Raw genomic sequence first — 11,353 nt, 5'->3', positions numbered from 1 at the left:
TTTCACATTCGGCAGGAGGATTGCAGCAGGTGGCTCACATTGCCTGGCTAGGCAAAAAAACACCGTTTTGCGGCAACGTCACCTACGGTCTCAACACGACTGAGGCCCTAAGGCAACGCGGCCATCAGACCAGTTTCATTCACTTCGACAATCCAGGCGGCCTTAGCAACGGCGAGAGCGATCTGTTGGCCAATGACCCAGAAGTGAGCCTGCCTTACCTGGTGAAGTCACAGGTTTACACCATTCCCTTCCCAGGAGCGCAGCGAGAACTCAGGGAATCATTAGAAAGACTGCAACCCGATCTCGTTCACGCCAGCCTCACTCTTTCCCCCCTCGACTTCCGGCTGCCAGAGCTCTGCGAGCAAATCGGTGTGCCATTGGTGGCAACCTTCCACCCACCATTTGATAGCGGCATGCGCCACCTCACGGCTGGCACACAACAGCTCACGTATCAGCTCTACGCCCCTGCCCTGGCTCGCTATGACAAGGTGATCGTCTTCTCCGAGCTGCAAGCTGAAGTTCTTACCAAACTTGGAGTACAGGAACAACGACTCGCCGTGATCCCCAACGGAGTGGATCCTGAATGTTGGGCACCAACAAGTCCACAATGCACCAACCCAATGCAGCAGGAGGTGCTTGAACGTCTGGGGAATGAACGAATTTTCCTCTACATGGGACGCATCGCAGCAGAAAAAAATGTGGAGGCACTTCTGCGCGCTTGGCGGCTTGTGGACACCAAGGGCTGCCGACTGGTCATCGTTGGCGATGGTCCTCTGCGTTCGACCCTGCAAAACAACTCAACCCCAACAAAAGAAAACGACGTGCTCTGGTGGGGCTATGAGTCAGATCTCAATACCAAGGTGGCCCTACTGCAATGCGCTGAAGTCTTCCTACTACCAAGCCTGGTAGAAGGTCTGTCTCTGGCACTGCTAGAGGCCATGGCAACAGGGACAGCCTGCGTGGCCACTGACGCCGGGGCTGATGGGGAAGTGTTGGATGGCGGTGCGGGCATCGTATTAAGCACACAGGGTGTCACCACCCAATTACGCACCCTGCTGCCGGTGCTACGCGATCAGCCCGTACTAACAGCCGAACTGGGTCGCCGCGCCCGTATGCGCGTGCTGGAGCGATACACCATCACCCGCAACATCGATGACCTGGAAACGCTCTACCGCGGCTTATTAGGGGCGACAAAGATGGCGGCCTAACTCAAGCCAGCTCACGACTACGTTGAGCAGCTGCAACAACCGCCTCAATCAAAGCAGAACGAACCCCGGCCCGCTCAAGCTTGCGCAGTGCGGCAATCGTGGTGCCACCCGGAGAGGTCACCATGTCCTTAAGCTCAGCAGGATGCAGTTTCTGCTCCTTAAGCAAGGCTGCTGTACCGGCAAGGGTGCGATGGGCAAGATGATGGGCCAAAGCCCTCGGCAGGCCTGCCGCTACCGCACCATCAGCCATCGCCTCAGCCACCAGTGCCACATAGGCAGGCCCGGATGACGTCAACGCCAAAAAAGCATCCAGCTGCGACTCCGGCAATTCCAGCACCTCGCTCACCGGCAAAAACAATCGCTCAACCGATAGGCGTTGCTCTGCCGTGACTCCCTCTCCCCAAGACAATCCAGTGAGCCCAGCGCCTACCAAGGCAGGGGTATTTGGAACGGCACGCACACAGGCATGAGCGGGGAAAGCCTGCTGCAAACGAGCCAAGGTCACGCCAGCAAGCACAGAAATCAACAGCTGTGGCCTGTCTGCAGTTTGCTTAAGACGAGCTGCTGAAGCCGCTATCTGATCAAACTGCTGTGGTTTCACCGCTAGCAATTGAATGGGCGCCATCCATGCCTCTGCCGCAGTGGGATCATCTGCAGCTTTCAAACGCAGACCTATTGGCAGCTGATCTGCGAGACGTTCGACACTTGCGCCACGGCCCACTACAGCAACAACCTGCTGCGGAGAAAGCTCTCCCTGCTTAAACAGCGGCAAAACAAGAGCCTGAGCCATTCGACCCAGGCCGATTACCCCCAAAGAGCAGGGCATGGAGTGATTAGAGGCCACCAGCGCTGGTGACCTCCCAGGCCGGAACAGGCGCCGAACCAGTTTGTTGAGACGATGACGGTACTGAATCGTGATCCTGACTCACCATCGATGGTGCAGAAGCCTCGTCATAACTGGTATTGGAAACCGTGACACAACTAGGAGCAAAGAGAAAAATGCTCTCTCCTACCCGCTCCTGGTGACCATCAATGGCAAAGGTGCCACCAGCAACGAAATCCACTGCACGCTGCGCCTGATCAGGTTCCATCATCGTGAGATTGAGGATCACAGTCTTGCGTTCTCGCAGGGCCTGAATTGCACGAGGCATTTCATCAAAACTCCTTGGTTCCATCAGGTTCACCTCAGCAGAAGCCGAACCAACCCCTGGCATACCAATCACATTGGAACCGGAAAAACCCCCACCTAGATCAAAAGGGCTGGAGTCTGATGGCGTCGCCAAAGCACCGCCACTGGCATGATCACTTCTGTGATCAGCATCCATGTGGTCATCGGTGTCGTAATCGAGGTCGTCGTACTCGCTGTCGAGATAGTCATCACCTGCGACGACAGCACGAAGACGGGAAATAAGCGACACCGTTGGGATCCTCTCGCGATGAAGTGAACATCAATCGGCTTAAAACCGACTGAAGGTAAGTACCCCTTAGGGGAAGACTGCTTAACCTGACACCTAAATAGCGCTCTAAGCAGGCCGGGGCAAGGGTTTAGACAGCATTAATGTCATCTATGGAAGAAGGCTTAGCCATTGAACGCGCGCCAAAGAGAATTGACCCCAGCCGTAACCAGGTAGCCCCAGCATGCATAGCTTCAAGCCAATCACCGCTCATTCCCATCGAGCAATCCGGTAAACCAAGCTGATCGGCAAGTTCACGACACTGCCGAAAAAGCTCCTGGCGTTGCTCGAGTGAAAGCTCTATAGGAGCCATCGTCATCAGACCAATCAACTGCAAATGAGGCAACTGGATCAGATGGGGCCAGGCCTGCTTGAGTTGCTCTTGAGAGAAACCACCCTTAGAGGGATCATCGCGAAGTTTGACCTGCAACATCACCTGCGGGCAGCACTGCTCTTCAGCAGCAATTCGTGAAATGCGTTCTGCCAGAGCCTGAGAATCCACGGAATGGATTACGGCAAAGGATCTCACCACTCCACGCACCTTGTTCGCCTGTAGGCGTCCAATGAAATGCCAACGCAGACCTTTGAGATCAGCCAAGGCCTCCAACTTAGGCAACGCCTCCTGCAAGCGACTCTCTGCGAAATCCTGCTGACCAAGCTCGGCAAGTTGACGGATCAAGGTTGAGGAATGCCCCTTGCTCACAGCCACAAGATGCACTCCATCAGCAAGCCGATCGACCAGGTCGTGCCAACGAGCAGACAACGTCACATCAACCTCAGATAAAGGTCTGAGCAAACAACTGCTGCCAACTCTCGTACTCGGGGGAGCGATCACGCCGACAATGAGACAGATGGAGTTCGGCGTAGTGGCGCGCGTCCTGATAGGGAATCACCTCAAACTGTGCCCCACGAGGTTGCAGCGTGACGAGAAAAAACATCCTCTGTGCATAGAGCGTGGCGTAAACGTCTCGCCCATCACTGGCGGGAGCCACGAGATAGAGCATTCCGAACGTGGGGTGATTGAGATAGCGCTCGGCGCTCAACTGCAACAGTTCATCATCTACAAAGCACCGTACTTCCCACGCAAGCCAAGCACAAACAGCAGCAACATTGCCGAAGCGATGTTGAGCCAAAGAGACGCTCCAGTCAGTAACACCTGAGGGCGGAACTGATCAGGCGGCAACCAAAGACCTCCACGAGCAAGCAAAGCTTCTGCTCCTTGCTCAGCTCGCAAGAGGATGTTTGCTAAGAGGCGTTCGCCCACTGAAAGGATCAAAGCAAAGGAGGCCTTGAAACCCAACTGCCGCAAGTTCACGGCCCTGCTGGCCAGTGCCCGTAAGAGGTTCTGCAACTCCTCCTGCACCAGGGGCAGAAAGCGCAAGGCAAGTAGTAACTGAAAGCTAAGCCGATCGACAGGCACCCCAATCAAGGCCAACGGCGCCAGGCACCAGCTCAGAGCCCAAACCAAATCTTCCGGTTGGGTGGTGAGCAACATCAAGTTGACGCTATGCACCACAGTGAAGATGAGAGTGGCTGTGTTCAATCCCAACTCAGCAGAGCGACGATTAACCACAAAGGGCCCCAATGCCAAAGGGCCAAGGCGCAGGGGACCAAGCCGCAGCAACTCCCAAGAAAGACTGGTCACACTCGCCCCCGGCACTTCCTGCGGCGAGCGCACAGCAAGGGTGGCAGCGGTTTCCCCCGTAGGCAACATCATGGCGAACAGCCCCACAAGAGCGCCCAGAAGCAGCAACAGCAGCAACGATCGCCACCAGATCCGCACCGGCAGACCACTGGCCAAGGTGATCAACACAAGCGCAACAACCAAACCAATACGCCACAACGAGCCAGCCAGTACTGGCGTCAGCAGGAACATCAACACCCAGGCCAGCTTCAAACGGGGATCGAGACGACGCAACCAACCGGAGCTGCCAGCTACGTACTGCCCGATCGGAAGCTGACGCAACCAGTCCATGACTTATCCCGAACGGTTCTGCTGACGTGCCAGGTCGCGTTCGGCGTCACGTTGCTGCTTGCCACGCCAAAAAAGCTTCAAGGGAGTGCCATCAAAACCAAGCCCTTCTCGTAACTGCCGTTCCACATAGCGGCGGTACGTATCGCCAAACAACTTCGGGTCATTGACAAACAACGTGAAACTAGGCGGCCTGCTGGCTACTTGAGTTCCGTAATAAAGACGTCCCTGGCGACCCCCACGGGACGTGGGTGGACTGCGCCAACTCAATGCTTCCTTCAACACCTCATTCACCACCGAGGTGCTCACCCGACGACGGTGCTGCTCAACCGCCAAGGAGGCCAAAGCAAAGATACTTTCCACCCGCTGCCCAGTGAGTGCAGAGGTGAACAACATTGTGGCCCAATCGAGAAAGTAAAGCTTGGCGCGTAGCTCTTTTTCAACCATCGGCATGGTGTGACTATCTTTCTCGACCGCATCCCATTTGTTCACCACCAGCACGCAAGCGCGGCCATCGTCTTCAATCCTGCCGGCCAGGCGCTGATCCTGCTCTGTGACCCCATCAAGGGCATCGATCACCAACACACACACATCGCTGCGTTCAATCGCCTTAAAACTACGGTTGATGCCAAAAAACTCAGGACCGTAATTCACACTGCGCCGACGCCTGATGCCAGCTGTATCGATCAGTCTCCAAGGATGGCCTTCACGTTCAAGACGTGTATCGATGGTGTCGCGGGTGGTGCCACGAATCGGGCTAACAATCGCGCGTGGCTCGCCACAAATGGCATTTAGCAGGCTTGATTTACCCACATTGGGCCTGCCAATAATCGCCATCTGAATCGGTTCATCCTCTTCTGCCTCCTCATGCTTTGGCGGCAGAAGAGAGAGCACACGATCGAGCAGATCACCTGTGCCAGCTCCATGGATTGCAGAAATCGGGAAAGGCTCTCCCAGCCCAAGACGCCAAAACTCGGCCGCCATCGCCAAACCCTGATCTGGCGATTCGCACTTATTCACCGCCACCAGGGTGGGACATGGTTGCGCGCGTAACCATTCAGCGATCGACTCATCTGCAGCCGTAACACCCTGCTGACCATCAACAATCACGAGTGCAACAGAGGCTTCCGCCAGGGCCAAGTTGGCCTGTTCACGAATCTCGGGCAAAAACTCACTGTCGTCATCGAAGACCAGCCCACCGGTGTCGACCACCTTGAACTCACGATCCCCCCAAAAACCATCCTGATAGGTGCGATCGCGGGTCACGCCAGGCTTGTCATGAACGATCGCCTCGCGACTGCGACAAAGTCGATTCACCAGCGTGGACTTGCCGACGTTGGGGCGACCGATGATGGCGACAATCGGACGCGCCACTTGGCTGAACCCTTGCAATCAATCTCGACCCTACAGAGGAATCAAACCGAGACGGGGTGATGCAGCTCTGCAATCAGGATTCACTCAACAATCGGGTCACCTGGATGTCCTTTAACGGGGTTGAGGGGAGGCTCGAGAAGTTGCGGCAAGGGCCCCTCAGCAGGCAAAGCGTCTCCCCGTTGCGCCAACCAAGCCAACAACCAATTCACAGCCGTGGCACGACGGGTGCGACGAGGGTAGAGCTGATCAATGCGATAGCCAGCGAAACCAAGCTGCTGCTTTAACAGCTGCTTATCTTCTTTTGCAATCGAACGGGTGAGCTGTACAGCTGCCGGCCGCTGCGCAATCACAGGTGGGGCACTGGGAAAGGCATCACGCCATGTCTTAGGGGTTTGGGGCCCGGCAGACCAAGCAGACGTTGAATCAGCACTGGGCTGATACCCAAGCCGCTCCCAAATCAGCTCAACGACAAAGGTATCGCTAAGACGGTCTTCAAGAATCTGAATTAATAAGGCGCGGCTAAGAGGCCAAGTTAGAGACGGATACTGCAAAGAAATTTCAGAACAATTCAAGACTTAAACGAGAAGCAAAGCCAATTTCACCGCTTACAATCATTATATGTGGAACCAGGCCAAGGTTTCTTCTATCAGATGTAATCAATACAATTAGCAGCCAGGAACTCATCTTTATCGACATCAAGCAATGTGGTGTGAATAGCAATTCCTTTAATCAATAGATTATCACCAACTTGCTTAAACGATAAGTCAACACCTTCTCCAACGACAAGCTGATCATTCTCATCGATTGAGAAAGACTCATAGACATCCTCCCCGCTACTGAGGATGTAATCATCAGCTCCACGATCACCTTTAAGGGTGTCATCTCCTAAGCCACCATCAATCCAATCATCACCATTGCCACCAGTAACTTGATCATCTCCACTGCCCCCTAACAAAACATCATCACCACTACCGCCAAAGATCACTTCATCTGCAGATGTTCCAGTTAAGGAATCATAAGCATCAGAACCAATCATTCTTGGTTCACTCAAGCTCTCAGGAAGAGCACCAGAGACTGATTTCGTATACAGCTCAATATCATTACCATCACCACCACGATCGTATGTAATGAAGAGCTCTAGGGTACCTCCACCATCACTTGCAAATTCGCCTACTGAATCGCCTTCATCAAGGCCCTCATATTGACCAGTGAGCTCTCCATCAACTTTGGTAATCACAAAGGAATCACCTACAGAAAGCTTAAAACCATCAATGAGTGAAACATCGAGTTTTCCTGCTAGTTCTAGGTTGCCAGTAATCTCAATCCAATCGTGTTTTGTAGCGGTGCGATCGCCATCGCCATCGTCTACACCACCTAGTTCTATTTCCGTAAAGCCACCTTCCTTGTAGTAGTCACCATCAACCAACATTCCACCTGCGGAATTGCCAGGCTTAACAGTTCCACCGTCTGTAAAATCACCTTTAATTTTACCAGTACCCGTGTAGGTTCCCCAATTTAAAAAACCATTGGCGCCTAATTGATTGTTCGAATTGTCAATAGTCCCGTCGCTAGCCAGACTGCCGCTGTTGATCAGCCTGGCGCCGTCGTTGTTGTTCAGCGTGCCGCTGCTCTTGATCGTGCCGCCGTTCTTCAGCGTGCCGCTGTTGTTCAGCGTGCTGCTATCGTCGTTGTACAGATTGGCGCCGTCGTTGTTGTTGAACATGCCGCTGTTGTTCAGCGTGCTCTCGAGGAAGTTTGTCAGCTTGCCGTTGTTGTTAAGCGTGCTGTTGTTGTTAAGCGTGCTGTCGGCGTGGTTGTACAGTTTGCCGGCATTGGTGAGCTCGTGAGCGTTGTTTAGTGTCTGGTCATTTTCATTTTTAATCGTGGCATGATTCACAAATTTACTGCCATTCTGGAAATCAACGGTTCCAGCCGCACCGCTTAATAACGTTTGAAAATAATTGTCGATGTAGGATTCAATCGTGCCGCTGTTAGTGAACGTGCCATCGGTATTATCGAATGTTGAGCCCGCCTGGAAGATCAGCGTGCCACTGTTGTTCAGCGTGCCGCTGTTGTTCAGCATGCCGGCATTAGTGAGCGCATGAGCGTTGTTCAGTGTCTGGCCATCCGCATTGGTAATCGTGGCATGATTCACAAATTTGCTGCCACTCTCGAATTCAACGGTTCCACCCACGTCACTTAATAACGTTTGAAAATAATTGTCGATGTAGGATTCAATCGTGCCGCTGTTAGTGAACGTGCCATCGGTATTATCGAATGTTGAATCCGTCTGGAAGATCAGCGTGCCGCTGTTGTTCAGCGTGCCGTTGTTCATCAGCTTGCCACTGTTGTTCAGCGTGCCGCTGTTGGTCAGCATGCCGGCATTAGTGAGCGCATGATCGTTGTTCAGTGTCTGGCCATCCGCATTGGTAATCGTGGCATGATTCACAAATTTACTGCCACTCTGGAAATCAACGGTTCCACCCACGTCACTTAATAACGTTTGAAAAAAATTGTCGATGTAGGATTCAATCGTGCCGCTGTTGTTAAGCGTGCCGCCGCCGAATTTGTTTTCGAATGTTGAACCCGCCTGGAAGATCAGCGTGCCGCTGTTGTTCAGCGTGGCGAAGGAGGGGTTGATGTTAAACAGCTTACCACTGTTGTTCAGCGTGCCGCTGTTGTTCAGCGTGCCGCCGTTGTTCAGCGTGCCGATGTTGTTCAGCGTGCCGCTGTTGTTCAGCTCACCGATGTCTGTCGAGCTGCCGCGACGTGTTGTGGCGCTGCCCAGCCTGGCGTAGTTGTTCAGCGTGCCGCCGTTGTTCAGCCTGCCGCCGCCGAAGATGCTCAGGTACACACTGTACCTTTTCTCGTGGTAGTCCAAGCCATCGTCACGGCTCTCGTCCCAGCCGGGTTCGCCGTTGTTCAGCGTGGTGTTATAAGTTTCGAAAGTTGTTCCGCTGGGGCTCCCACCATTGTTAAGCGTACCTTTTCGTGTGATCACCATCGAGCGGTAGTTGTTCAAGGTGTATGGCGGGGAAATGAGGTGCCACAACGTGCCGTTAATTTCATAACGCGTTTCATTGTTATAATCATCACGGTAGGTATAGCGCTCCCAACCTTCTGGTAGTTCTTTACTTGGACTAATCCAACTTAGAGAGAGCTGCTGGCCCGTGACTGGCCCATATAGGTTGTTAAGAGTTGGATACTGGCCCATATGACCCAACAAAAACTTGTTCGAATGATAGCATAGTTGAATACTATATGTATACAGTGTTTGATTACTTTTAACGTGTTGGTTAATCAATACGATGAATGAATGATCTCATCAATCCAATCAAGATGATCTTCTACCGCTTTATTTATTTTCCTGGCTTGAGTGGATAGATCTGTTACCTCATCTTCTCTGCAGTGGAAGTGATGGTCTTCGATGTATTTCATGCTGGTGTTGATATTAGCTGCATGAACTGGAACTAGTACACCGGCTTTCAAGCGCATGCTGATGTGAGCATGGCAAAAGCTCTAGCCGCTGAGATTCGCTCTTGCCTGAATGGATGTTGATGCGCCTTTGGTTGCTCCTCTGATCGTCTACCCATTCATCGAGATATGCCACGACTAACACCACACAAAGGCTATCAATAATGATATCAACATCGAAAATTGTGGGCTGGGGCAACCACTGCCCTGCGTCACATAATCGCCTTAACAAAATCGAAGCCAAACAGCCAAGATCCTTATTGCCTCAAATCAAAGCGAGAGATGCATTCTAAGGAGTCCGCTGCCGTATCTTAAACAGAATGAAACCGCCATAGAACAGCATCAAGGTTGCCATCCCACCAACGACAAGCAGGGTAGAAGCGTTCAGAGAACTAAGCATAAATTTTATTCTAGGTTTACTGTCAAGAGTAATCGAGATTGAGAGGCACGCCATAGGCAGAATCGGGAAGAGCTACGCGAGGAATAAGGGCTCATTAACCAAATCAATCGCACGCCACAGCCAACATCGAACAAACCAAAAGCCCCACTATTGGCACTTGATTGATTGGCAATTATCGATAAGATAATGCAGCTCAACTACCAAAGACGGTATGTCTGAAGCACATCTCAAAGCATTCATGACCATGCTGCGTGCGTGCCCGTCTTTAGAGCAGAAGCTAAAAGCCGAGGGAACGGATGTTTTGATGCTTGCAAAAGCTGCAGGATATACGGTCACGATGGAAGACTTAGAGAAAGGCATCTGTGAATACTCAGGCACAGAGCTTTCACATGATGAGCGTGGATATTTTAGAAGTGGCTATAGAAAAGAAATGAACGGATGAATGCCAAATTAAGTTTTGGCAGCAGCAAAGAAAAGGGCAGTGATCACAAATAAAGCTTTTAGGAGCGAGCTTGATTGATTCTAAAGAAGATAAAAGCAATTAACAAGAGAAAACCCAGAAGCGTGCCCGCCAATAGATAATAAAGATAAGAAAGAGGGATATCAAAAAAGAATGGAAGAGGCATTACAAAGAACGTTTAGTGAAATTATAAGGCCTAGTTCCTGTAATTTGCCGATCGTGTATCCATTCTGCTGATTATAAAATCGAAGGATTTTTATTCAACATGAGAACAAGTTCAATCCTTGATTTTAAAAAAGTCCAACGGGAAAGGGCCTAGGGTGTCAGCCTCTTTCTCTTCATTATCATGTTGGCAACTGAGTAGGACGCCTTCGCCTAAGCCATGCTCGATGCGCACATGGATATCCCCTGTCTTTTGATTCGCTTTAAGAAAGACAGGTCCATCCTCAGTTGGTTTATCGACTACATTCATGGCAGTCCAATTAAAACGAGATTCCATCTCTCTTAAAACAAAAATTGCCAAGCTAGAGGAAGGGGCCATGATCCCCACCGTGAACCAATCAGCATCGCCCATAAAGGCACAAAGCTGATCAAGCAAGTGCTTAGATTGCGTCGCATCAAGATCGGGAGCCGAACGAAGATTATTGAGATCCTTTAATGACTTAATCGCCGTGTCATCCATGTCTTAAAGGCTACATATTCTTGTAATAATTATAGCATAGACATGCCTGCAAGATTATTTAATTCAAGAGAGCAGCTCGTCTTAGTTAGTGGTGCGTTCTTAAGCTCAACAAGCATTGGCCAGACTGGCTTGCGGTCATTATTAGCAAAAGTTGCAGGATTTTACTGAGGGAACAGCATAAGCTGGCATCTCAATATCTTCGCACCCGATCAAAAAATAAGCCCTGAGTTAAATCTGCAACTCAAGGATAAGAGCAAGTAAAATTGAAGTCTTCTGGGTTTAAAGCTGCTCTTTTATTCATTGAGAGCTGAGTGCATTATTCGAATTCA

12 protein-coding genes are annotated in these 11,353 nt (G+C 51.5%); 2 read left to right on the top strand and 10 right to left on the bottom strand.

From position 1 onward, the window contains the following. Window positions 1-29: 29 nt before the first annotated feature. A complete protein-coding gene (locus EV12_RS00485) occupies window positions 30-1,208 on the top strand; it encodes a glycosyltransferase family 4 protein (protein WP_036910760.1) in 1,179 nt (392 codons plus the stop codon). Window position 1,209: 1 nt separating this feature from the next. Here the strand turns inward: EV12_RS00485 and proC are convergent, their stop codons facing one another. The 9 genes from proC to EV12_RS00440 all read right to left on the bottom strand — a co-directional run bounded on the left by proC (window position 1,210) and on the right by EV12_RS00440 (window position 9,503). After that, window positions 1,210-2,052: a pyrroline-5-carboxylate reductase gene (proC, locus tag EV12_RS00480; RefSeq protein ID WP_036910710.1), complete on the bottom strand. Its 843-nt coding sequence runs from the start codon at window positions 2,050-2,052 to the stop codon at window positions 1,210-1,212. After that, window positions 2,042-2,626 carry a cell division protein SepF gene (locus tag EV12_RS00475; RefSeq protein WP_036910708.1) on the bottom strand — a complete coding sequence of 195 codons (585 nt, stop codon included), beginning with the start codon at window positions 2,624-2,626 and terminating at the stop codon, window positions 2,042-2,044. The genes proC and EV12_RS00475 overlap by 11 nt, the downstream gene beginning before the upstream one ends. A gap of 127 nt (window positions 2,627-2,753) precedes the next feature. Further along, on the bottom strand, window positions 2,754-3,431 hold the full coding sequence (locus EV12_RS00470) for a YggS family pyridoxal phosphate-dependent enzyme (protein WP_036910758.1): 678 nt from the start codon (window positions 3,429-3,431) through the stop codon (window positions 2,754-2,756). A 7-nt stretch (window positions 3,432-3,438) separates the two neighbouring features. Continuing rightward, window positions 3,439-3,705, bottom strand: a complete 267-nt coding sequence (locus EV12_RS00465; protein WP_036910756.1) for a PipX family protein — start codon at window positions 3,703-3,705, stop codon at window positions 3,439-3,441. A 17-nt stretch (window positions 3,706-3,722) separates the two neighbouring features. Beyond that, window positions 3,723-4,637: an energy-coupling factor transporter transmembrane component T family protein gene (locus tag EV12_RS00460; protein ID WP_036910706.1), complete on the bottom strand. Its 915-nt coding sequence runs from the start codon at window positions 4,635-4,637 to the stop codon at window positions 3,723-3,725. A 3-nt stretch (window positions 4,638-4,640) separates the two neighbouring features. Beyond that, window positions 4,641-6,008: a ribosome biogenesis GTPase Der gene (der, locus tag EV12_RS00455; protein ID WP_036910755.1), complete on the bottom strand. Its 1,368-nt coding sequence runs from the start codon at window positions 6,006-6,008 to the stop codon at window positions 4,641-4,643. 80 nt (window positions 6,009-6,088) lie between these two features. Next, the gene (locus EV12_RS00450) at window positions 6,089-6,580 is read right to left on the bottom strand and encodes a DUF1823 family protein (RefSeq protein WP_241466501.1); all 492 of its coding nucleotides are present in this window, start codon (window positions 6,578-6,580) and stop codon (window positions 6,089-6,091) included. A gap of 74 nt (window positions 6,581-6,654) precedes the next feature. Further along, window positions 6,655-9,222, bottom strand: a complete 2,568-nt coding sequence (locus EV12_RS13830; protein WP_036910704.1) for a hypothetical protein — start codon at window positions 9,220-9,222, stop codon at window positions 6,655-6,657. An 86-nt stretch (window positions 9,223-9,308) separates the two neighbouring features. Further along, window positions 9,309-9,503 (bottom strand): hypothetical protein, encoded by a 195-nt coding sequence (locus tag EV12_RS00440; protein WP_036910702.1) that lies wholly within the window; start codon window positions 9,501-9,503, stop codon window positions 9,309-9,311. Between the two features lie 590 nt (window positions 9,504-10,093). On the opposite strand from EV12_RS00440, the gene EV12_RS00435 reads away from it, so the two are divergent. Next, window positions 10,094-10,324, top strand: a complete 231-nt coding sequence (locus EV12_RS00435) for a Nif11-like leader peptide family natural product precursor (protein ID WP_036910700.1) — start codon at window positions 10,094-10,096, stop codon at window positions 10,322-10,324. Between the two features lie 295 nt (window positions 10,325-10,619). Here the strand turns inward: EV12_RS00435 and EV12_RS00430 are convergent, their stop codons facing one another. After that, window positions 10,620-11,024, bottom strand: coding sequence for a DUF1824 family protein (locus EV12_RS00430; RefSeq protein WP_036910698.1), 405 nt, complete (start codon window positions 11,022-11,024; stop codon window positions 10,620-10,622). Window positions 11,025-11,353 lie beyond the last annotated feature (329 nt).

It is taken from the genome of Prochlorococcus sp. MIT 0701 (genome assembly GCF_000760295.1).
In the GTDB taxonomy this organism is placed as follows: domain Bacteria; phylum Cyanobacteriota; class Cyanobacteriia; order PCC-6307; family Cyanobiaceae; genus Prochlorococcus.
This window is presented reverse-complemented; position numbering and strand designations above follow the sequence as displayed.

Excerpts from the sequence above, each read along its gene's own strand:
- EV12_RS13830 (WP_036910704.1), bottom strand. The coding sequence starts at position 9,222 with ATGGGCCAGTATCCAACTCTTAACAACCTATATGGGCCAGTCACGGGC.
- EV12_RS00435 (WP_036910700.1), top strand. The coding sequence starts at position 10,094 with ATGTCTGAAGCACATCTCAAAGCATTCATGACCATGCTGCGTGCGTGC.
- EV12_RS00430 (WP_036910698.1), bottom strand. The coding sequence starts at position 11,024 with ATGGATGACACGGCGATTAAGTCATTAAAGGATCTCAATAATCTTCGT.
- EV12_RS00460 (WP_036910706.1), bottom strand. The coding sequence starts at position 4,637 with ATGGACTGGTTGCGTCAGCTTCCGATCGGGCAGTACGTAGCTGGCAGC.
- EV12_RS00440 (WP_036910702.1), bottom strand. The coding sequence starts at position 9,503 with ATGCGCTTGAAAGCCGGTGTACTAGTTCCAGTTCATGCAGCTAATATC.